The sequence below is a fragment of the Micromonospora sp. NPDC049107 genome (assembly GCF_040648595.1).
Classification (GTDB): Bacteria; Actinomycetota; Actinomycetes; order Mycobacteriales; family Micromonosporaceae; genus Micromonospora.
On sequence record NZ_JBEZEC010000003.1, the window covers coordinates 608,257 to 630,449 of the forward strand.

A 22,193-nucleotide genomic window follows, 5' to 3' on the forward strand; every position below is an offset into this window, starting at 1 on the left:
GGTCAGGAGCGACCATCCGTATCTCGAAGGGGGCCCGCGCGCAATGACCTGGCCCGGGGCTGCCCTCTTCCCCGGCGGGGCGACCGGTGCGACCGAGGCGCGGACGGACCACCCACCTGGGAACAGGGCGTCGGGCGCCCACCGGGACCTCGTCGGTCGGTTGCTCCGCTGCTATCCGGTGACCGTCGTCGTGCTCGCCCCGTACGCGCTGCTGATCCTGCCGATGGCGGTCTACTACCGGAATCCGGAGACCGGTTTCATCGTCTATCTGGTCGGGCTCGCGTTGCTGGGCAGTGTCGCCGTGGAGACGATGGCCAGCCTGTTCGGCCGTCCCGACCCGCGCTGGCGCGACGGCTTCCGGCGCGCCCACGCCCGCTATCCGTGGCTGTACCCGATCGCCATCGTGGTCACGCTCACCAGCGTCGCCGCGAACTTGCTCGCGGCGTACCTCGGTCGGGGCAGCATCGTCAACCAGATCTCCGGCGATCTGTCCGACGGACCGCTCGCCATGGTGAGCACGCTCTTCTCCGGCTGGACGGCTCTGGGCTTCGCGTTGCTGGTGGCCAGCCATCTGAGCGGTCGGCTGTCGCGGACGAAGCTGTACGGCTGGTTGGCCGTCCTCGTCGGCGCGGAAATCTACGTCGCGGTACTGACGGCCCTCACCGCTCCGCTTGTCGCGCTGGTGTTCTTCATGGCGGCCACCGGGGCGCTCTGCGGCGTCTTCCGGCTGCGTTACCTGGTGCTCTGCGCGGTCGTGGTCTTCCTCGCGTGGCCGGCGGTGTTCGAGCAGCGCAACAGCATCCGGGAGGATCGCGGCGTCGCGGTGGACACCAAGGTCACCGCCACGGACCGGCTGCGGCTGGACAGCCAGCTCAGTGTGGTGGCGGGCTTCGACGTCCCGGTCGACCTGGGCCAGCCCGTGGCCACCGACTACCTGCGGTACGGGCTGGTGCCCCGGGTGCTCGATCCGGACCGTCCGGCGATCTCCACCGGGCAGCGGATCAACCAGTACATCGGCGGTGGCCCGACGTCGGCCTACACATTCCTGCTGCTGGGCAACATCTGGTTCTTCGACGGTCCGGCCGGCGTGGTCGCCGTGCACGCGTTCTGGGCCGCGGTGGCGGCGGTGCTGCTGCGCTGGCGGGGCGCACCCGGCCCGATCCGGCTGAGCCTCTTCTGCCTGGTGCTCTTCGACCCGCTGCTCTGGTCCAACACCTACCCGGACTCCACGATCAGCTTCCTGCAACACGTGGTGGCGGCGATCCCGGTCTTCGTCCTCCTGGCGCTCAGCCGCCGCTCGCTGCACGGGGCCCGCAGGCGCCCGGAGCCCGGTCGAACACCCGCGATCCCGGCCGCGCGCCGGTGACCGTACGGGTGGGCCGGCACGCGGTCGGTCGCGCCGACGCCCGAGAGGGTCCACGGACCGGACGTCGGGCGCTGCTCGCGCTCGTCGTCGGCGGGCTCTCCAGCGGCGGCAACCTGCTGCTGGCGATCACCGTGACCCGACTGGAGTCGGTCGGTGGGCTGGGCCAGTTCGCCCTGGCGTTCTCGTTCTACATCGTCGGCTCCGGGCTGGTCCGGAGCACCGTGACCGACACCGTGCTGGCCACCGGCGTCGGGGTCGCGTCGGCCTCCCGGCGGGCGATCCTGCTCGGCCTCGTCGGTGGCACCCTCGTCTGCGCGGCCGGCGTGGCGTACGGCTCGCCCTACCTGCTGTTCGCGGGCCTCGCCCTGCCCGGTCTGGCCCTCTACGACTACACCAAGGCGGTCGCCGTCGGCATCGGCGCTCCCTCGGCGGCGATGGCCCAGGAGATCACGTGGGCCGCGCTCACCGGGTGTGCCGTGCTGGCCGGCCTGTTCCGGGTGATCGACCCGCCATCTGTCTTCGCCCTGTGGGGCGGCGGCGGCGCGCTGATCGGCCTGGTCGTCGCGGCTCGGCGCGGGTACGCGCTGGTGCCCGGCTGGCGCGTCGGCCGAGCGGAGACCCGCGTCGCGGTGGGATTCGGTACGCAGTTCCTGCTGACCAACGGGTCCGCGCAGCTGGCGCTGACCGCGGTGGCGCTGGTCGCCGGCACGGCGGTGGTCGGTGCGTTGAGCGCCGGGCGCACGCTGCTGGGGCCGGTCAACCTGGTGCTGTCCACGGCGGCCACGCTGGTCCTGCCGCAGTTGGCCCGCACCCGGGCCGAGTCCCGCACGGTGCGGACCCGGGCGGCTGTCCGGCTGGCACTGCTGGTGGCCGCCGCCATCGGGCCGTTGACAGTCGCGGTCGCCCTGCTGCCGGACGCGGTCGGCAGGGAGCTGCTCGGCTCCAACTGGAGCGTCGCCCGGAGCCTGCTGGTCTTGCTCGCGCTGGAGAGCCTGCTCGCCGTGCCGGCCACCATCGGCTTCGCCGGGCTGCGGATCGAACGGGCGAGCCGGCGGGCGATCGTACTCGGCCTCCTGCTCGGCGGGCTGCGCGTGCCGGCGGTCGTCGCCGGGGCGGTTCTGTTCGGCGCGCCCGGTGCGGCCGGCGCGCTGGTCCTGTTGGCCCTGGCCAGCGCGGTCGCCTGGGGCGGCAGCTATCTCCTGCTGCTGGCCGACCGTGCGGCCGACCGTCCACCGGCGGTCCAACCGGTCTGACCGCCGGACCGGCGCCGACCCGGTCGGGCGCCGGTCCGGCGGCGGGTCAGGCGATGGTCGCCAGGGCGGCGCGGACGCGCTCCACCACGGCCTTGACCGCCGGCTCGCTCAGATCGGCGTACGTGGGCAGATTGAGGCCGCGCCGACTCAGGTCCTCGGTGACCGGACAGTCCGCGCCCGGATCGTGATGCGCCGGCAGGTCCGGGATCGGCACGAAGAACGGGCGGGTCTCCACGCCGAGCCGGGTGAGCGCACGGGCCAGCGCATCCCGGGACGTGGCGTCCCCCTCGGCCCCGACGAGGAAGGCCGCCATCCAGGGCGCGCGGCGGACCCCGGCGGCCACCGGCTGCGCCGACAGCGTCGGCTCGTCGGCCAACTGCTCCTCGTAACCGGCGATGACCCGGTCCCGAAGGGCGATGATCTCGTCCGCGCGCTCCAGTTGGGCGCAGAGCACCGCGGCGCACAGGTTCGTCATCCGGTAGTTGTAACCGAGCACCGGGAAGTAGTACCGACGGTGCGGATCCATGCCCTGGTTACGGAGGAGACGCATCCGCTCGGCGAGGGCCGCGTCGGAGGTGGTCACGCAGCCGCCCTCGCCGGACGTGAGCACCTTGTTGCCGAAGAACGAGAAGGTCGTGACGTCGGCGAGTGAGCCGGTGGGCCGCCCGTCGAGGGTGGCGCCGAACGACTCTGCCGCATCGGCGACCAGGAGCAGATTGTGCTGGTCACAGAGTTGCCGCAGGGCGGAGTAGTCGGCCGGATGTCCATACAGGTCGACGGCGATGACCGCCCGGGTACGCGGGCCGATCGCGGCACGTACCGCCGCCGGGTCGACGCACCAGCTCCCCGGCAGGACGTCCACACAGACGGCACGCGCACCGCAGTACGCCACGGCGTTGGCCGTCGCCACGTACGTCAGCGCGGGGACGACCACTTCGTCCCCCGGCCCGATGCCCGCCGCCGCCAGGACCAGGTGCAGCGCGACCGTGCCGTTGCTCGTCGTCAGCGCGGTGCCGGCGGCGCAGCGACTGGCGAACCGTTCCTCGAAGTCCCGCAGGTACGGACCCTGCGAGGAGATCCACCCGCTCCGCAGGGCGTCCACGACGTACCGCTCCTCCAACGCGGAGAGGCTCGGTCGGGCCACCGGATAGGTGTCGTCCGCGATGCTCATGGCCCGTCACCTCCGCTGGGCACGGCGTCGTTCGCCGTCGTGACGAAGGGGGAGCGGGGCACCGGACCCGATCCGCCCCGCGCCGCCCAGGCGAGGACGTCCAGGTAGTCGCGGCCGGTGGCCGCCCACGTGCGAGCGGCCAGCCGGTCGTTCGCCCGCCGGGAGGCCGCGGCATAGCGCTCCCGGTCGTCGAGGAGGTGCCGGACCGCGTCGGCCAGGGACCGTGGATCCCGCGCCCGGAAGACCGCCGCCTCGGCGTGGTTGAACTCCAACTGGTCGAGCAGCGGCTCGACGTCGGCGCAGGCGACCGGGAGACCCCAGGTGAACGCCTCCAGCATCGCGCCGCTGGCCGCCTCCCAGAGCGAGGGTACGACCACCGCGTCCGCCCTCGCGTAGATGGCGTTCAGCTCGTCGAGGCTGACGAAGCCGGGAAACGACACCCGGCCGCGCAGGTCGGCCTGCGCGGCGCGGGCGAGCAGTCGGCTCGCCTCGGGCTCGACCAGCGGGCCCGGGCAGATCAGGCGGCAGTCGGGCAGCAGCGCCATCGCCTCCAGCAGCGTGGCGTGGTTCTTGTGCTCCGCGGTGGACGACGGGTAGACCAGCAGCCCCGGTTCGGGCCGCGCGTGCGCGCGTTCCGGCGCCGGCTGGAACGCCGGGGTCGGGATGAGCACGGTCCGCTCCGCGGCCTCCGGGAAGAGACGCAGGGTTTCCCGGTACGGATGGGGCCAGGTGACCACGATCGCCGCCGCGCGGGCCACGTTCTCCCGGACGACCGCCGCGAAGCCGGGGGCGTGAAACTCGGTCCGCAGGTGGCGTGTGTCGTGCAGGACGACGACCGAGGGGCCCGACCCGATCGGGGCAGAGTGGAACGGGAACAGGGTGACGTCGGTGTCGGCATGCCGTACGACCGAGCGTTGCCGGACCGCGTTGACCGCCGTGCGGACCGTACGGGAGTTGCGCACCACCGTCGGTGTCCACCTGCGCAGCAATTGGCCGGTGGGGTTGTCGGAGCGCAGCGGCTGGGTCACCTCGGTCCAGCCGATGCGCGCGACGGGCACCTGTTCCCGCCACTGGTCCAGCGTGCCCCGCAGGACGTTCACCCGCAGCTCGCAGGAGTCGTCGGCGGCCATGCCGGTCAACAGTCCGTAGGTGAAGGCTTCCAGCCCTGCGGCGTGACCGGGACGGATGGGTGCGGCGTCGACCGCGACCCTCACCGGTCCACCCGGATCAGTCGCCCCATCCGCTCGTCCTCGAGCAGTTGCCGGTCGGCGTCGACCATGATCCGGACCAGGTCGCTGAAGAGCGTCTTCGGGGCCCACCCCAGGGCGCGCCGGGCCTTCGAGTAGTCGCCGACGAGGGCATCGACCTCCGCCGGGCGGAAGTAGGCGGGGTCCAACTCCACGTACCGCTGCCAGTCCAACCCGACCCGGTCGAACGCGGCCTCCACGAATTCGCGCACCGTGTGGCCCTCACCGGTGGCGACCACGTAGTCGTCCGGGGTGTCCCGCTGGAGGGCGAGCCACATCGCCTCGACGTACTCCGGTGCGTAGCCCCAGTCCCGAACGGCGTCCAGGTTGCCCAGGTAGAGCTTGTCCTGGATGCCGGCCTCGATCCTGGCCACCGCCCGGGTGACCTTGCGGGTCACGAAGTTCTCACCCCGGCGCGGGCTCTCGTGGTTGAACAAGATGCCGTTGGCGCAGAACATGTTCCAGGACTCGCGGTAGTTCACCGCCGACCAGTAGGCGTACACCTTGGCGCAGGCGTACGGGCTGCGCGGGTGGAACGGGGTCTCCTCGCGTTGCGGGGGTGGGGTCGAGCCGAATATCTCCGACGAGGACGCCTGGTAGAACCGGCAGCCGATGTCGGCGGAGCGGGCCGCCTCCATCATGCGCAGCGCCCCGAGGCCGGTGACGTCCGCCGTGTACGTGGGGATGTCGAAGGACACCCGGACGTGGCTCTGGGCGCCCAGGTTGTAGATCTCGTGAGGGCGGATGTCCCGGATCAGCGCCGTCAGCGAGGCCGGGTCGGAGAGGTCGCTGTAGTGGAGGAAGAGGCGGGCGTCGCCGCTGCGCGGATGAACGTCCACGTGGTCGATCCGCTCGGTGTTGAAAGAGGACGATCGCCGTTTGATGCCGTGCACCGTGTATCCCTTGTCGAGCAGGAACTCCGACAGGTAACTGCCGTCCTGCCCGGTGATACCGGATATGAGCGCCGTTCGTGACATGAAGTCCCTCTCCTGCTGGGCCAATTTCCCCCGCGCTTCCTTATATCGCTCTCGACGTCGGCGTAACTCGGGTTTCAGGTAACTGGCGGAATTTATTCTTCCCGTCCAACCTCCCAGCTCAGTGGAGAGAAGGATCAGTCACGTATCGAGCTTTCGATCGTTGGGTGAATTGATCCTGTGGCACGAGCGAGGAGTGCGGATGGTTGGCGACCCCACCCCCGCGGCGGACGCCCAGGAACGCTTGGCATCGGCTAACGCAAACAAATTCCGCGTCCTTGTCACCGCCGGCTATTTCGCTCCGGGATGGCGGGCCGGAGGGCCGGTCCGGTCCATTGGCGAAGTGCTCGCTCTGGCCAGCGACGACATCGAGACGTCGATGTTGACCCGCGACCGCGACCTCGGATGCCGCGACCCCTATCCGGGGCTCTCCGGGCGTTGGGTCCGGGTCGGCCGGACGAACGTCTTCTATCTCGGTGTGCGTCGGCCGGAGCAGTGGCGGTCGCTCTGGCGCTCGCTGCGCGCCGACCGCTTCGACCTGCTGTACGTCAACAGCGTCTGGTCGACCTTCTCCATCCTGCCCATGGCCGCGGCCCGGCTCGGGTTGCTGCGGGCGGGCCGCATCCTGGTCGCCCCCCGAGGTGAGTTCGGCGCGGCCGCGCTTCGGGTGCACCGATTGCGTAAGCGGATCTTCCTGGCCGCCTGGCGGTGGATGCTGCTCGACCGTCGGGTGCTGTGGCACGCCACCACGCCGGTCGAGGCCAACGACATCAAGCGGGTGCTGCCCCGGGCGCGGATCGGTGTCGTAGCGGTCAGTCGTGGCCCTGAGCCGCAGACGGAGCCGGTCGAGATGCTCTCGACCCACCACGCGCGGCTGGTCTTCATCGGGCGGATCTCGCCCATGAAGAACCTCGACCTGGTGCTTGCCGCGCTCGCCTTCGTGCCGGTGCCGGTGCGGCTGGACATCTACGGCCCGGTGGAGGACCCGGCGTACTGGCGACGGTGCCGGGAGCGCCTGGCCGAGCTGCCCGACTCGGTCGCCGTCGGCTACCGGGGTGAGCTGCCGCCCGAGCAGGTCTGTCCGACCTTCTCCCGCTACGACGCCTTCGTCATGCCGACCCGCGGGGAGAACTACGGCAACGCCATCGCCGAGAGCCTCTCCGCAAGCTGCCCGGTGGTCTGCTCCGACCGGACACCGTGGACGGGAGTGCTGCGCGACGGCGGCGGACTGGTCCTGACCGAGCTGACCGCGGCCGCGCTGGGCGCCCTCGTCACGCAGGTGGCGACCGCCACCCCGGAGCAGCGACACGCGGCCCGGATCGAGGCGGGCGCCGCCTATCGCCGGTGGCGGGCGAGCAGGGCGCCGATAAGCGTCCTCGATCAGGCCCGGCGGGTGATCCACGACCCGGCGCATCGGGAGCCCTGTCCACTGCCCGCCCAGCGGGCCGAATCCGTCCAACTGCCACCAGGAGGCGTCAAGTGACCCGCGTGATGACCGTCGTCGGGACCAGGCCGGAGATCATCCGGCTGGCCCGGGTGATCGACGCGCTCGACCGGACCGTGGACCACACCCTGGTGCACACCGGGCAGAATTGGGATCCCTCGCTCTCCGACGTCTTCTTCAGCGAACTGGGGGTCCGCGCGCCGGACGTCTTCCTGCGGGCCGACACCCAGTCTCTCGGCAGCCTCCTGGGTGCCGTCCTGGTCGGTACGGAGAAGGCGATCACCGAGCTACGCCCGGACGCCCTGCTGGTGCTCGGCGACACCAACAGTGCGATCTCGGCGCTGATGGCCCGGCGGATGAACGTGCCGGTGTACCACATGGAGGCTGGCAACCGCTGCTTCGACCTGAACGTGCCGGAGGAGACCAACCGGTGCATGGTCGACCACATCGCCGACTTCAATCTGGTCTACTCGGAGCACGCCCGGCGCAACCTGCTCGCCGAAGGGCTGCACCCGCGTCGCATCCTGCACACCGGCTCACCCATGCGGGAGGTGCTCGACCACTACCGGCGGCAGATCGAGGGGTCCACCGTGCTGGCCCAACTCGAACTCGAACCAGGCGGCTACTTCGTCGTCAGCGCGCACCGGCAGGAGAACGTCGACCACCCGGACCGACTCCGTCGACTGCTGGAATGCCTGCGGGCGGTCCGCGACCAGTGGCGGCTGCCGCTGTTGGTCTCCACGCATCCGCGTACGCGCAAGCGGCTGGAGGCGCTCGCCGGTGACGGCCTGCACCTCGACGGTGTGGCGTTCCACGAGCCGTTCGGCTTCTTCGACTACGTGACCCTGCAACGCAACGCCCGATGCGCCCTCTCGGACAGTGGCACCGTCAGCGAGGAGGCCGCGATTCTCGGATTCCCGGCGGTGACCCTTCGCGAGTCCATCGAACGGCCGGAGGCGCTGGACAGCGGGGCGATCGTGATGACCGGCCTCGATCCGGACGGGGTCGTCGAGGCCATCCGGGTGGTGGTGGCGCAGGTGGCCGAGGGCTCGGTCGCCTGCCCGCTCGACTACCAGGTCCCCGATACGTCACGCCGGGTCGTCGACTTCATCCTGTCGACCGTGCGCCGCCATCACGACTGGGCGGGCATCCGCCGCTGACCGCTCCACCGGTCGGGCCGGCACACCCGTCACGACGACGCCCGGCGGTACGTCGCGGGTCACGCAGGCGCCGGCGCCCACGGTGGCGTCCCGGCCGACGGTCAGCTTCGGCAGGATCGCGGCAGTGGTACCCACCAGCACGCCGTCCTCCAGCCGGCAGTACCCGGAAACCGCGGCGAGCGGATTGACCGAGACGTAGTCGCCGAGCACCGTGTCGTGCCCGACCGTGCAGTTCTGGTTGAGGTGCACGTGCCGCCCCACCAGCACGTTCGTGGTGACCCGGGCGCCACCGGCGGCGAACAGTCCCTGCTGGTGGACGCAGTCGGGGGCGATCTCCGCGGCCGGATGCACCACCGTGGCCGCCGGCAGGCCGTACCGGGAGATGGTCTGGTCGGTCTCGCGGCGCAGCCGGGGGTGCCCGACGCCGAGCACCACGTGGGTGCTGGCCGGTTGGGCGGCCAGCCAACGGGTCGGACCGAGAAAGGCGACGCCGAGGCGGTGTACCGACTCGACGTTTCTCTCGGTGGGGTAGTCGTCGACGAAGCCCAGCACCCGCCAGGATGCCCTAGCGCCCGAAACGGTATTCAAAAGGCGAATTACCCCATATACCTCTCGGCCCATCCCGCCGGTGCCTACGATCACTACGTCGGTCGTCAACCGCGGCTCTCCCTCGGCTACGGAGAACGCTGGCCGCTCTCCGTCATCTGAACCGGTTACCGGTGCCGATGGTGACGGGGTGAGCGGCGGCGCCCTGGCCGATCCTCGCGCGTTCCAGGTGCGCAGACGTGCCCGCACCGACGCCGGAACAGGATTTCGGAAGGTGAGCCCAAGGTGAACGAGCTGGCAATGACGCGTGCGCCCGACAGCACCGGAACGCCGAGGAACACGGCGCGATCCACGACCACGACGGGGTACCGGGTGCTCGCCACCGCCCGCGTGTTCGAGCCGGGCTTTCGTGGCGGCGGGCCGATCCGCTCGCTGCGGTTCATCCTCGACACCCTGCCGGACGACCTCGACGTCACCCTGGTCACCGCGGACCGGGACCTCTGCTCGTCCACACCGTACCCGGGCCTGTCCGGCCGGTTGGTGCGCCGCGACGACCGCTGCGCCATTTTCTATCTCGGCGCGTTCGCGCTGCGGCACTGGGTGCGACTGGCGCGGCACGTCCGGTCCCGCCCACTCGACCTGGTCTACGTCAACAGCCTCTGGTCGCTCTTCTCGGTGCTGCCGATCCTGGCGGTGGCGCTGCGGCTGGTGCGGGTCCGCTCGATCATGCTGGCCCCGCGCGGCGAGCTCTCGCCCGGCGCGCTCGCCATCAAGGCCCGCAAGAAGCGGCTCTTCCTCGCGGTCTGGGCCCCGTTGCTGCGCCGGCTCGACGTGCGGTGGCAGGCCTGCAGTCGGCTGGAGGAGGACCAGATCCGCGCGAACATGCCATGGGCGCAGATCATGGTTAACGGCAACGAGTGCCCCATCCCGGAACAGCCGGCACCCCGAGCCGTCGCGCACGACGGGCCGTTGCGGCTGGTGTTCGTCGGCCGGATCTCCCCGATGAAGAACCTGACCAGGGCGTTGGAGGCGGTCGCTGGCGCCACCCGCCCGCTGGAGTTCGACATCTACGGTCCGCGGGAGGACGAGCAGTACTGGGCGTGCTGCCGGCGACTCATCGACGCGATGCCCGATCATGTGCGGGTCCGCTACCTCGGGGAACTGGCGGCGGACGAGGTGATGGCGACCTTCAGCCGGTACGACGCGTTCCTCTTTCCGACACTTGGCGAGAATTACGGGCACGTCATCCTGGAGAGCCTCGCATCCGGCTGCCCGGTGGTCTGCTCCGACGCGACGCCGTTCAGCGACCTGATCGCGGCCGGTGGGGGAGCGGTGGTCCGGCCGGCGTCGGCGGCGGGCCTGAGCGAGACCCTCGACCGGCTCGCTGACCGGTCCGCCGGGGAGCGCGCCGAGGCGAAGGAGATCGCGGGCCGGCGATACCGACTCTGGCGACAGCAGCTCCGCGAACCCAACGTGCTGGACCACGCCCGACAGTTCTGCGGCTGATCCGGCGGGCCGCGCCCCTGCGGCTGGCCGGGACCGCGTCACCCCGGCCGGAGCTGGTTCGTTGCAGTGGCGGGTCCGCGTGGGCGGGTCCGTCGTCCGCCACCCCGGCCGGCTCCGATGAGCGAGGACAGCAGGTGCCCAGTCGCGTTCGCACGATGGTCCGACGAGTCGCGGACCACCTGGCCGCCACCCGGAATCCCGAGGCCTTCGCGCGGTCCCTGGGGGTGAAGCTGAACGGACGGGTCCGGTTCTACGGGATCAGCCGGGCGATGTTCGGCTCGGAGCCGTGGCTGATCACCATCGGAGACAACGTCTACATCACCTCTGAGGTGCAGTTCGTCACCCACGACGGCGGCACGCTGATCCTGCGCAAGGACCACCCCGACCTGGACTGGACCGCGCCGATCACGATCGGCGACGACGTGTACATCGGTATGCGGTCGATGATCCTGGCCGGTGTCACCATCGGAAACCGGTGCGTCATCGGGGCAGGTTCGATCGTGACGCGCGACATCCCCGACAACACGGTGGCGGCCGGTGTCCCGGCACGCCCGCTGCGGACCACCGACGAGTACCTCGAACGGTTGCAGGCCAAGTCGCTGGGCATCGGGCACCTTCCCGTCCCGGAGAAGCACGAGGCGATGAAGAAGATCTACGGGGTGACGACGGTCTGAGTCCCGCCGGCCCGCTCAGGCACGCCGGTAGGCGACCCGCGGTGGCGGCAGTTGGTGCACTCCGGCGAGGGTGATGGCCCCCAGGGCACCGGTCGTCCCGGTCACCTCGTAACCGAACCGGTCGCCGGTCATCGCCGCCGAACTCGTGCCGAGATTGAGGCCGGTGGCCGCGCCGGTGCTGCTGGCCCGCAACGTGGGCGGGGTGACACCGCTGGTCTGCCACACATGCCCGTACCAGTGCCAGCCGGCGGGCAGCAGCACGGGGACACTCAGCACCGACTCCCGGACCCCGACGGAGGTGACGGCGACGCTGCCGAAGTCGGCGATCGGGCCGAGCAGGGCGGGACGACCGGTGGTCGGATCGTGGGCGTACACGCCGTGCCGCAGCACCCCCGATCCCGCGACGGTCACCTCGACGCACACCCGGTCGACCGGGGTGGGCTCCGCCAGGTACACCGGGTGCAGCAGGAGCGACTGGTAGGCGCCGGTGTAGGTCACGTTCTGGGTCGGGCCGGCGAGGGCCAGGAAGTAACTGCCGCGCGGGCAGGTCGTCCCGGGCAGTGGCCCCACCTGCGCCGGGCCGGGCTCCGCACGCCACATGCCGTACCCGGTGGGCACCGCCATGGCGTACGAGATGCCGGCCACCGCGACCCGGTCCGGCACGGTGAGATTCGTCGGCCCCGCCGGGACCAGCAACCGGTGGAACAGTTGCGGCGCCGCCATCTGGGTCTGGGCGACCGCCTCGACCCGTTCGATCATCACGAAGTCGTTGGCGGAGTCCGACACGACGATCTCGGTGGCCGCCGAGGGCGGCGCGAGGTAGCGCCGGTAGGCGGTGCCGGTCACTGATTCGCCGGCGTCGAGGGTGCGACCCCACACCAGCTGCGGGTAGTTCTTCTTCAGGCTGGAGGTGATGAACCAGCCCTTGGCCGTGGTGTGCCGGGACCGGATCTCCGGCACGCCGTCGGCGACCGGCAGCAGACCGACGGCGATGCCCCACTGCTGGACCTGGCCGCTGTTGACCACCCACTGGGTCATGCTGCTCGCCGGCATCAGCCGGTTCGTGAGGGTCGCCGGAGTGAAGTCGGTGAGGGCCGCGAGCGTGTCGATGTTGGCCCACACCGACCAGTTCAGACCGCCGGCCGTGCCCACGTTCGGCATGAACTGCCGGCGGGTGCCGCCGGCCACCGGGGTCAACGGACCGCACTGGGTCACCCCGGCGTTCAGCGCGAAGCGTTCCAACGCGGCCACCGTCTGCCGGACCAGCAGACCCCCCTGCGACCAGCGGTAGACGTTCGAGATGCGGCACAGGGACGGGATCCGCGACATGATCGTGGCGATGGGCGTGCCGACGTTCGCCCGAGCGGTGTCGATCATCCCCTGGTAGGACGGGATAACGTAGGACTCCCGGATGGTCAGCTCCTGCCCCGTGAACCGGCCGTCCGGCACCGGCCGTCCGTCGAGCTCGACGGTCACCGTGTGGGAGTGGGTGGCCGGACGGATCTGCACGTCGGGCGTCAGACCCGTGATCGGCACGGTCGCCGTGTGGGTCGCCCCCGAGAGGTGGGTGAGCGGCGCGGCCGGCTTGACCCGGGCGCCCTGCGCGATGCCGTCGACGATCGTGTACGGGTTGCCGAAGAGCAGGCTGTCCGCGTTGGTGATGGCCAGCAGGGTGAAGGTGCGCGTCCCGTCGGTCCACTGCGAGCCCACGTCGACTGTCGTCTTGCCGTGATTGGCGACGGCGATCTGGTTGCCGACGTTGTAGCCGTGGTTGCCGCCGACGTACGACCAGCCGGTGTTGATCGGGCAGTTGTCGTCGGCGGTGTCGTGGATCTTCGTTCCGACGGCGGACATCACCGGCCACACCTGGGCGTCGGTCGCGGTCGAGGGCACCAGGGTGACCTGGGGTAGACCCGAGTGCCACATGCCGACCATCGCCTCGGCGTACGCCAGGTTGGCCGGCATCACCAGGTCCCGCGTGCCGTCGAAGCGAGACCTGACGGACATCAGGGCGTTGGATCGGTAGACGATCAACTCGGACATGGTCGGCACCTCCGCCGCGAACGCATGACGATGAACTTCACTGTGCGCCGCCGCGGCGAGGCTGGCCGTTTTCGGTCAGCACCCGGACAGGGTGAATTTCCCGCTGTCGCCGTCACGTGTCCCGTGTTCACTCGATGAACAGGTGATCGGTGTAAACGGGGGTTTTCATGCGCATTCTGATCACCGGCGGAGCCGGTTTCATCGGGTCCAATCTGGCCCGCGCCGCGATGGTCGAGCCCACCATCGGCGGGGTGACCGTCCTCGACGACCTCTCGGTCGGACTGCGGACCAACCTCGACGGTCTGCACGTCGAGCTGATCGAGGGCTCGATCCTGGACCCGGCCGCCCTGGACGCCGCGATGACGGGCCGCGACGCGGTGGTCCACCTGGCCGCGTTGCCCAGCGTTCCCCGGTCGCTGAGTGACCCGCTGGCCTCCCACCACGCGAACGCCACCGGCACCCTCATGGTGTTGGAGGCGGCGCGACGACACCGGGTCGCGCACGTCATCGTCGCCTCCTCCTCGTCGGTGTACGGCATGAACCCGGCCCTGCCCAAGACCGAGCTGACCTGGACCCGCCCGATGAGCCCGTACGCGGCCAGCAAGCTCGCCACCGAGGCGTACGCCCTGGCCCACCAGGCGTCGTTCGGGCTGCCGACAGTGGCTTTCCGCTTCTTCAACGTGTTCGGCCCCGGGCAGCGACACGACCACGCGTACGCGGCCGTCATCCCCCGCTTCGTGCACGCCGCGCTGCGCGACGAACCCGCGGTGGTGCACGGCGACGGGACGCAGTCGCGTGACTTCACCTACGTCGGTACGGTCTGCGACGTCATCCTGGACGCCGTCCGCCGCCGGGTACACCACCCGCACCCGGTGAACCTCGCCTTTGGCGCGCGGGCCAGCCTGTTGCAGGTCCTCGACGAGCTTGAGTGGTTGTGCGGCCGGCCGATCGTCCGCGAGTACGCGCCGCCACGCACCGGCGATGTCGCGCACTCCCTCGCCGACAACGCCGCGCTGCGTCAGCTCTTTCCGAACGTCGCACCTGTCGCCCGTGCCCAGGGCCTGCGGGCGACGGTCGAGTGGATGGCCGGTCGGTTGGACGCCGAGCGTGCCGTAGCCGCCGCGCCTCGGTGACCCGGGCAGCGAGTCGGGCCGTACCGGAGCCGCTGGCCCGGGTGCCGGCCGCCGCGCCACCGACCGGCAGCACGCTCGCGCCCGGCGAGCGGCCCTCGGCGGCGTCGAAGGATCGGGATCGCTCCGTCACGGTGGGCATCGCCGCCGCGATGGTGGCCAAGGGCATCGGCCTGGGCGCCCCGCTGGTCATCACCCCGGCCTGCTTCCGATTCCTCGGCGACCAACGGTACGGCCTCTGGATAGCGGTCACCGCCCTCACCGGGATGGCCTGGTTCGCCGATCTGGGACTGGGCAACGGGCTGCTCACCCGGCTCAGTCACCTGGCCGACGACCCCCGGCAACAGGCCCGGGAGGTCTCCAGCGCGTTCGCCACCCTCGGTGTGGTCGCGCTGGCGCTGCTCGCGGGCCTCGTGCTTGTCGTACCCGTGGTGTCCTGGGCCGCGCTGTTCAACGTCACCGACCCGGGCGTCGCCGCGGAGGCGCCCGCGCTGGTCCTGCTCTGCTTCGGCGCCTTCGCGGTCAACATTCCGCTCTCGCTGGTCCAGCGGGTGCAATACGCCCGTGGCCAGGTGGTGCAGAGCAACATCTGGCAGTCGGCCGGCGCGCTGTTGGGCATGGCGGCCGTGCTCGGCGCCATCGCCGCCGGGTGGCGACCACTGGCGGTCATCGCCTGCGCGGTGCTGGCCGTGCCGGTGACCAACCTGCTCAACTGCGTGACGTACTTCTGGTCGCAGGATCGCGGACGGCGGCCGGGCCCGAAGCACGTGCATCGGGCCACCGCGGTCGGCCTGCTCCGGCTGGGTCTGCGGTTCTTCGCGCTCACCACGATGTCGGCGATCGCGCTGAACGTGGACAGCCCGCTCGTCGCGAACGTCCTCGGGGCCACCACGGCGGCGCACTACGCGGTGGTGGGGAAGCTGTTCGGCGTCCTCTCGATCTTCGTCGGCCTGGTCGGTATGACGGTCTGGCCGGTCAACGGCGCGGCTCTGGCGCGGGGCGAGGTTGCCTGGGTGCGTCGCAACACGCGCCGCATGGTGCTGCTCTACGGGGGAATCGTGGGGGCGGTCGGGGTCGTGCTGGTCGGCTACGGCCACCGGCTGATCGACCTGTGGGTGGGCGGCATCGACCGCACCGAGATCCCCGTCGCGGTCCTGGTCGGGCTGGCGAGCTGGTCCCTCCTGATCGCGGTCACCTCACCGCTGATCCTGGTACAGAACAGCATCGGGTTGCTCCGGCCGCAGTTCGTCGGCTGGGCCGCGTTCCTGCTGTTGGCGACCGCGCTCAAGGTCTGGGCGCTGCGACGGTTCGGGCTCGCCGGCCTGCCGGTGGCCGCCTGTGTCGCGTACGTGCTCACCATGTGGCCGGCCGTGTTCGTGGGGTACCGGCGGGCGGTCACCAGGGGAGCGTCGACGTGACCGGGGAGTGCCGGGTGCTGCGGGTCGTCGGCGAGCTGAACTTCGGCGGCACCGAGATGCGTACCGCCGAACTGCTGCCCCGGCTCTGGGCCGCCGGCGTCCAGGTGCACCTCGCGACGCTCAGCGACCACATCGGGCCCGGCCCGCTGGCCGGTGTGGTCCGCCGGCACGGCGGCACGGTCACCCCGATCCCGCTCGATTTCCGCTTCGCCGCCCGCTTCCTCGGACTGCTGCGGCGGCTACGCCCCGATGTGGTGCACGTCGACTGCGCCAACTTCTCCGGGGTGCTGCTCGCGCTCGCCGCCCTCCGGGGTGTGCCCGTCCGCGTCGCCCACTTCCGCGGCGACGACAACCAGCATCGCGATCTACGCCGACGTGTCTACCGCCGGGCCTTCAGACGGTTGCTGCGGGTCTTCGCCACCGACATCCTGGGCGTCTCGCCCAGCTCGCTCGCCGTCGCCTACGACCCGCGCTGGTACGACGATCCCCGCTGCCGGGTGGTGCTCAACGGACTTGACCTGGACCGGCTGCGTCGCCCCAGTCGGGACGACCTACGCGAGTTGATCGGCGCGCGCCCGGCCGATCTGGTCTGCGTCAGCGTCGGCCGGGCCTCGCCGGAGAAGCGGCGCTGGCTCCTGCCGCCGATCCTCGCCGAGTTGCGGGCCCGGGGAGTGCGGGCCCACGCGGTCCTCGTCGGGCCGGGCGACGACGTCGACGACGAGCGCGTCCGGGCGGCGGCGGTCGCCGCCGGTCTGGCCGAGCGGGTGCACCTGTTGGGCCCGCGCGACGACGTGGGCGGCCTGTTGAGCCAGGCCGACGTGGTCGTCCACCCGTCCTGCCTGGAGGGCCTGCCCGGGGGCGTGCTGGAGCCGGTCGCCCTCGGCATCGGCACGGTGGCCGCCGACCTGCCGGGGGTGCGCTTCATCAACGAGCATCTGCCCGGCGTGACCATCGTCGACACCGAGGCGGCACCGGGGCAGTGGGCGCACGCGGTGTGCGTGGCGGCGACGTACACCGAGCAGACCTCGGCCTCGACGGCGGCGGAACGGTTCGCGCGCAGCGTCTTCGCCATCGACACGGCGGTCACCACCCACCTGGCGATCTACCGCCGGTGGGTGTCGCGCCGCCCGGCGCGGCCCCAGCCGCCCGCCTTCTCGACACGGGGAGAGAGATGAACGATCAGACAACGGTGCTCGGCCGGCAGCCGCGACCGGCGGCGGGGTCGACCGCCCGCACCGCCCGGCCGCGTCCACTGCTGGTGGGCGCGTACGCGTTCCCGTACGGGGACGCCACCTCGAACCGGCTGCTGCAACTCGCCCGTTGCGCCGCGCCCGAGGGTGCGCGCACGCTCGTCGTCAACGACTGGCCGTGCGAGGTGGCCTTCCCGGCCGGGCAGCTCGGCGCGGCCGGGATCGACCTGGTCACTCTGCGGATCCGAGGTCGACACCACCTCACCCGCGCGTCGGCCCGGCTCGCCCGGCCGCTGCGGGTCCTGCGGGCCGTCCGCCGGGCGCGGGTGGGTCGCGGGGACGTGAGCGTCGTGCTGTTGCCGATGGCCCTGCTGACCCTCGGCAACTGGGCGACCCTGCGCCTCGTGCTGCGCTGCCCGGTGGTGGTGGACGCCAGCGAGCGCCACGACCGACGGCAGTTCCGCCGCGGCTGGCTCACCCCGTACTTCGTCCGGCACCGCTGGTCGACGTTCCTGGCGACCCGGCTCGTGGATCGGGCCACGGCGGTCTCCACCACGCTGGCCGACTACCTGACGGGCCACGGCCTGGACGTGCTGGTGGTGCCGCCGCAGGTGGACTGCGACGAGTTCCGGGCGCCGCAACCACCCCCGATCAGCGCGGGCCTGCGCCTGCTCTACGCCGGCACGCCCGGGCGTAAGGACATGCTCGACGTGATCCTGCGGGGGCTCAGCCGGCTCACTCCGGAGCAGCAGCGGCGGGTCAGCCTTACGATCGCCGGGGTGAGCGCGCGGGACGCCGCCGCCCACTCCGACCTGGACCTGACGGTGCTGGACGCCGTCTCGGCCGACGTGCGGTTCCTCGGCCGCGTTCCGCGCGAGACCGTGCTGACCCTCCTGTCGGAGTCGCACTTCTCGATGCTGGTCCGCCCCACCGGCGGGTACGCGGCCAACGGGTTTCCGTCCAAGGTGCCGGAGAGCCTCGCCGCCGGGTGCCCGGTGCTGCTCAACCACACGAGTGACCTGGCCGCCTACGTCCACGACGGGATCGAGGGTCTGGTGCTCGACGGCAACGGCCCGGACGACGTCCGGGTGGCCATCGAGCGGGCGTTGCGGCTGCGCGACGAGGAGTGGACGGCGATGAGCGGAGCTGCCCGTTCGCGGGCCCGGGAGTCGTTCGACCACCGTTCCTGGCGGGACCGGGTCAGCGCCTTCGTGACGGCGGGCCGGGGCGACTGAGGCGACGCCCGCCCGCCGAAGGCACGCGCCAGGGCATCCCGGGGCGGCCGTCGGCGCTGCCGGCGGGCACTCAGCGCAGCAGGACGATGGGTCGGCGCGGTGTGGCGTCGTCGAACATGCCGGCCCGTTGCCGGCGCGCCTCCGCGTGGGGCGGGTTGGCCTGAGCGGCGTCCCGGCCGGCGGGGGCCCGATCCTTCGGCAGGTGCAGCAGCGCGGCGGCGACCACGGTCCAGAACACGTACGGATAGGTCTGGCCCGTGCCGAACATGGCCGACTCGGTGACCTGGATCAGCAGGCCGGTGACGACGAGCCAGACCAGCCCCGCGTCGGCCCGCCGCACCGGGGCCCGCACCGCGACCCGCCCGGCGGCCACCAGCAACACCACCAGCGGTGGCACCGCGACGAGCCCCAACTCCAGCAGCAGCTGGAGGTAGCTGTTGTGCACCACGCTGACGCCGGCGGTCCCGAAGAACTCGTCGGCGCTGGCCAGCTCGAACAGGTGATTCCGCGATGCGTACCCGAAGCCCAGCGTGGGCCGGTTCTGCCACCACAGGTCGATGGTCGTCTGCCACATCTGGGTTCGCCCGTTGGACAGGTCGCCGCCGGTGGGGTCGGTGAAGCGCATGACGAACTGGCGCATCCAGGGTGCGGCGAAGATGGTGGGCAGCAGGTTGAGCAGGTATGCCACCAGCAGCAGGGCGGTCGCCCCGGCGGCCAGCCGGACCACCCGGCCGAGACCGTGGCGCACCACGAGCCAGAGCGCGCCGACGAGCACGGCGATCAGCGCGGTACGCGACTGGGACAACAGGAGGCTGACGGCGGCCGGCGCCAGGCCGAGGAGCGTGACGGGCCGCCGGGACTGCCGGTGGACGGCCCAGCCCAGCGGGATCGTCAGGGCGCAGACGATGCCGAGCATGTTCGGGTTGTTGTAGAGGCCCTGGAACCGGGCGACGCTGGAGGTCGCCGCGACGAGCGTGCCGTCGACGAACCCGATGCCGAGGCTGACCACGATGGACGCGGTGAGGACCAGGTAGACCACGCGCAGGTCGGCCATCATGACCGCACGATCGGGCCATCGACGCCGGACGAGTACGTGCACCAGGGCGGCCAGGAGCAGCAGCGCGACGCCCCGCTGGAGGGTCTCCATCGGAACCACCGACCAGGCGAAGCTCACCGTGGCGAGACCGGCCATCGCCCAGAGCGCGCCGACGAACACGCTGGTCCAGGCATCGCTGCGGGCCGGCGTCCGGACCGGGAGGCAGAGGCCCCAGAGGACCAGGCCGCTGACCGCCGCGTACCGAGGGTAGAAGCTGGCGTCGACGAGCGCCGGCACGTTGGACGAGGCGCATACCAGTAGCCCCATGGTCAGGGTCACCATCCACCGCCAGCCGTCGACCCGCCGGCTGAAGGCGAGCAGCAGCACCAGCGCGACCAACCCGGTCGCGACAAGCGGGGCGGTGATGGCGGCGACGGTGGTGACCACCACCAGACACGTCGCGACGACGAGCAGGCCCAGTTGGCCCATCCGGTTTCCCACGTGATGTCCTTTGAAGTCCGGCCGCCGGCGTTGCCCGCGGTCGTTGGGTGGACCGCCCTCAGCGAGGCAGGTCCTGTAGGCCCGGTTGGGCCGTTTCGGCAGCCCAGCGGGCCCTGGCGGCGTGCATCGCCCGGATCATGTCCGGCCAGTGCGGCGGTCGGTACCCGGTGGCCTTGGCGAGGGCGTCCGCGTTCATCGACCGGTCGCAGGTGAACTCGTCGTCCGGGACGATGTCACCGGGCCACCCGTAGACCTCGGCGACCAGGCGGAGCAGGTCGTACTTGGAGATCGGCTCGGCGGCGACGTGGTAGAGCCCGGCCAGCTCCGTCCGGGGCAGGATCACCGTCCGGAGCAGTCGGGCGAACTCGACGGTCGTCACGCCGCTGTAGATGGCCCTCGTGAAACCGCGTACCTGGCCTCGCTGGGAGAGGAACCAGTCCACGAGGGAGCGGTTCGTGTCCAGCTCGTGCCCGATGATCGAGGTGCGGAGCGTGAGCGCGGAGACCCCGCGCGCCTCACCCAGCAGCTTCGACCGCCCGTACAGGTCCGGCGGGTCCGGCAGGTCGTCCTCGACGTAGCCACCCCGCCGGCCGGAGAAGACACAGTCGGTGCTGACGTGGATCAGGCGACTGCCGAGGGGCCCGCAGGCCTCGGCGAGCAGATGGGGGAAGAGCGCGTTGAGGGTGACCGTCTGCACCGCGTCCTGCACGTCCGGCCGTTGCTTGATCACACCCACGCAGTTCACGACGACGTCCGGCCGCAGGTCGTCGACGATCTGCCGGACCTCGTCGAAGCGGGTCGCGTCGACGGCCGGGGTGATCCGGTCGAGCAGACGCGGCGGGTACCACCCCGCGCGGTCCTCGATGCTCCGGGCGACGCCGTGGACGTCGAGGTCCGCGTCGTCGCTCAGCTCCCGCAGGACAGCGTGGCCGAGCATGCCGGTGACGCCGACGACGAGGACCCGTCGCGTCGGGCGCGGCTCGTCCGCGCCGGGGCCGCTGCGTCGGCGGGGGACGAACTCCGGTCGCCGGCCACCGGTGCCGGTGCTCATGCCGTTACGACCGCCGCCGCCGCGGCCTCGACCTGCGCCCGTACCTCGGGCAGCGTCAGCAGCAGCGCCTCGATCTCCGGTACGGACAACCGCCGGGCGTTGTGCGAGTGGAAGTCGGCCATGTTGCCGCTCTCGACGTCGCCCTCCTCGAAGTAGAGGGAGTAGTTGAGGTCACGACTGTCCACCGGCACCCGAAGGAACTCGCCGAGATCCTCGACGTGGGCGAGTTCCTCGCGGCTGGCCAGCGTCTCGTACAGCTTCTCCCCGTGCCGGATGCCGAGCACGTTGAACTTCGCCGGGACGCGGAACAGGTTGCACAGCGCGGTGGCCAGGTCGCCGATGGTGCAGGCGTCGGCCTTGCGGATGAAGACGTCGCCTGGCTGGCCGTACCGGAAGGCGTGCTCCACCAGGTCGACCGACTGCGGCAGGGACATCAGGAACCGGGTCATCGACGGCTCGGTGACCGTCGGTAGGCCGCCGCGCAGGATCTGGTCGATGAACAGCGGGATCACCGATCCGCGCGAGTACATGACGTTGCCGTAGCGCACGCAGCAGACCCGGGTACGCGCTTCCGGATTGTTGCGGGAGTGCGCCTGCGCGACCTTCTCCATCAGCGCTTTGGTCATGCCCATCGCGTTTACCGGATAGACGGCCTTGTCGGTGCTCAACAGCACCAGCGCCTCGACGCCGACGCGTTCGCAGGCGTCCACCACGTTCGCGCTGCCGAGCACATTGGTGCGCACGGCCTCCAGTGGGAAGAACTCGCACGAGGGGACCTGCTTCAGAGCCGCGGCGTGAAAGACGAACTCCATTCCCCGCGCGGCCTTGAGCACACTGTCGTAGTCGCGGACGTCGCCGACGTAGTAGCGGACCCGGTCGTCGCCGAGGCGGTGCCGCATCGCGTCCTGCTTCGACTCGTCCCGGCTGAGTACGCGCACCTCGGCGGCCCCGGCGTCGAGCAGTCGGGAGACCATCGTCTGGCCGAAGGATCCCGTGCCACCGGTGATCAGGAATCGCCGGTCCGAAAGCGAGGAAACCACATCTTCTCCTGCCTGTTTCCCGAAGGTCATCCTCGGGATTCGGATTCTCGTCGAACGCGACCCTACGCTGGCCTTGGAGGTGTCGTGACCGCTTCCGCCAAAAGCAATTCGAGTCGCGTTCACCTCTAATGGAGCGGACAAATACGCGAGCAGGGCTCGGCGCGCCGAAGTGGTCGCCGCGCTCCATTGTCGACGCGCCGGAGCGCCC

At 71.2% G+C, this 22,193-nt stretch carries 18 protein-coding genes; 10 read left to right on the top strand and 8 right to left on the bottom strand.

What is annotated here, in order from left to right:
- Positions 1–178: 178 nt before the first annotated feature.
- Together AB0B55_RS10965 and AB0B55_RS10970 are read left to right on the top strand one after the other, a co-directional pair.
- Positions 179–1,366 (top strand): hypothetical protein, encoded by a 1,188-nt coding sequence (locus AB0B55_RS10965; RefSeq protein ID WP_357120000.1) that lies wholly within the window; start codon positions 179–181, stop codon positions 1,364–1,366.
- Positions 1,363–2,619 carry a hypothetical protein gene (locus AB0B55_RS10970; protein ID WP_357171566.1) on the top strand — a complete coding sequence of 419 codons (1,257 nt, stop codon included), beginning with the start codon at positions 1,363–1,365 and terminating at the stop codon, positions 2,617–2,619. The genes AB0B55_RS10965 and AB0B55_RS10970 overlap by 4 nt, the downstream gene beginning before the upstream one ends.
- Positions 2,620–2,665: 46 nt before the next feature.
- Here the strand turns inward: AB0B55_RS10970 and AB0B55_RS10975 are convergent, their stop codons facing one another.
- The 3 genes from AB0B55_RS10975 to gmd are packed head-to-tail and all read right to left on the bottom strand — an operon-like array spanning position 2,666 to position 6,014.
- A complete protein-coding gene (locus AB0B55_RS10975) occupies positions 2,666–3,790 on the bottom strand; it encodes a DegT/DnrJ/EryC1/StrS family aminotransferase (protein ID WP_357171567.1) in 1,125 nt (374 codons plus the stop codon).
- Positions 3,787–5,004 (bottom strand): glycosyltransferase, encoded by a 1,218-nt coding sequence (locus AB0B55_RS10980; protein ID WP_357119992.1) that lies wholly within the window; start codon positions 5,002–5,004, stop codon positions 3,787–3,789. The genes AB0B55_RS10975 and AB0B55_RS10980 overlap by 4 nt, the downstream gene beginning before the upstream one ends.
- Entirely contained in the window at positions 5,001–6,014 is a 1,014-nt protein-coding gene (gene gmd / locus AB0B55_RS10985; protein WP_357171568.1) for a GDP-mannose 4,6-dehydratase, read from the bottom strand. Before gmd ends, AB0B55_RS10980 begins: the two co-directional genes overlap by 4 nt.
- A gap of 340 nt (positions 6,015–6,354) precedes the next feature.
- On the opposite strand from gmd, the gene AB0B55_RS10990 reads away from it, so the two are divergent.
- Positions 6,355–7,494 (top strand): glycosyltransferase, encoded by a 1,140-nt coding sequence (locus tag AB0B55_RS10990; RefSeq protein ID WP_357171569.1) that lies wholly within the window; start codon positions 6,355–6,357, stop codon positions 7,492–7,494.
- Positions 7,491–8,615 (top strand): UDP-N-acetylglucosamine 2-epimerase (non-hydrolyzing), encoded by a 1,125-nt coding sequence (gene wecB / locus AB0B55_RS10995; RefSeq protein WP_357171570.1) that lies wholly within the window; start codon positions 7,491–7,493, stop codon positions 8,613–8,615. Before AB0B55_RS10990 ends, wecB begins: the two co-directional genes overlap by 4 nt.
- Here the strand turns inward: wecB and AB0B55_RS11000 are convergent.
- A complete protein-coding gene (locus AB0B55_RS11000; RefSeq protein WP_357171594.1) occupies positions 8,544–9,257 on the bottom strand; it encodes an acetyltransferase in 714 nt (237 codons plus the stop codon). The genes wecB and AB0B55_RS11000 overlap by 72 nt on opposite strands.
- A 189-nt stretch (positions 9,258–9,446) precedes the next feature.
- Here AB0B55_RS11000 and AB0B55_RS11005 point away from each other — a divergent pair, with 189 nt between their 5' ends.
- On the top strand, positions 9,447–10,667 hold the full coding sequence (locus AB0B55_RS11005) for a glycosyltransferase (RefSeq protein ID WP_357171571.1): 1,221 nt from the start codon (positions 9,447–9,449) through the stop codon (positions 10,665–10,667).
- A 155-nt stretch (positions 10,668–10,822) separates the two neighbouring features.
- Positions 10,823–11,341, top strand: a complete 519-nt coding sequence (locus tag AB0B55_RS11010; protein ID WP_357119977.1) for an acyltransferase — start codon at positions 10,823–10,825, stop codon at positions 11,339–11,341.
- A 15-nt stretch (positions 11,342–11,356) separates the two neighbouring features.
- Here the strand turns inward: AB0B55_RS11010 and AB0B55_RS11015 are convergent, their stop codons facing one another.
- A complete protein-coding gene (locus tag AB0B55_RS11015) occupies positions 11,357–13,384 on the bottom strand; it encodes a hypothetical protein (RefSeq protein WP_357171572.1) in 2,028 nt (675 codons plus the stop codon).
- Positions 13,385–13,551: 167 nt separating this feature from the next.
- Here AB0B55_RS11015 and AB0B55_RS11020 point away from each other — a divergent pair, with 167 nt between their 5' ends.
- From AB0B55_RS11020 to AB0B55_RS11035, 4 genes are read left to right on the top strand one after another with little or no spacing between them, the layout of a single operon-like run.
- Positions 13,552–14,517, top strand: a complete 966-nt coding sequence (locus tag AB0B55_RS11020) for an NAD-dependent epimerase/dehydratase family protein (RefSeq protein ID WP_357119971.1) — start codon at positions 13,552–13,554, stop codon at positions 14,515–14,517.
- Positions 14,514–15,932 (top strand): oligosaccharide flippase family protein, encoded by a 1,419-nt coding sequence (locus AB0B55_RS11025; protein ID WP_357119968.1) that lies wholly within the window; start codon positions 14,514–14,516, stop codon positions 15,930–15,932. The genes AB0B55_RS11020 and AB0B55_RS11025 overlap by 4 nt, the downstream gene beginning before the upstream one ends.
- Positions 15,929–17,107, top strand: a complete 1,179-nt coding sequence (locus AB0B55_RS11030) for a glycosyltransferase (protein ID WP_357171573.1) — start codon at positions 15,929–15,931, stop codon at positions 17,105–17,107. The genes AB0B55_RS11025 and AB0B55_RS11030 overlap by 4 nt, the downstream gene beginning before the upstream one ends.
- Complete coding sequence (locus AB0B55_RS11035; RefSeq protein WP_357119962.1) at positions 17,104–18,357, top strand: glycosyltransferase; 1,254 nt, start codon at positions 17,104–17,106, stop codon at positions 18,355–18,357. Before AB0B55_RS11030 ends, AB0B55_RS11035 begins: the two co-directional genes overlap by 4 nt.
- 70 nt (positions 18,358–18,427) lie before the next feature.
- Here AB0B55_RS11035 and AB0B55_RS11040 read toward each other — a convergent pair whose 3' ends face one another.
- From AB0B55_RS11040 to AB0B55_RS11050, 3 genes are read right to left on the bottom strand one after another with little or no spacing between them, the layout of a single operon-like run.
- A complete protein-coding gene (locus tag AB0B55_RS11040; protein WP_357171574.1) occupies positions 18,428–19,894 on the bottom strand; it encodes an O-antigen ligase family protein in 1,467 nt (488 codons plus the stop codon).
- A gap of 58 nt (positions 19,895–19,952) precedes the next feature.
- Positions 19,953–20,945 (bottom strand): SDR family oxidoreductase, encoded by a 993-nt coding sequence (locus tag AB0B55_RS11045; RefSeq protein WP_357119956.1) that lies wholly within the window; start codon positions 20,943–20,945, stop codon positions 19,953–19,955.
- A complete protein-coding gene (locus AB0B55_RS11050) occupies positions 20,942–21,985 on the bottom strand; it encodes a polysaccharide biosynthesis protein (protein WP_357119952.1) in 1,044 nt (347 codons plus the stop codon). Before AB0B55_RS11050 ends, AB0B55_RS11045 begins: the two co-directional genes overlap by 4 nt.
- Positions 21,986–22,193 lie beyond the last annotated feature (208 nt).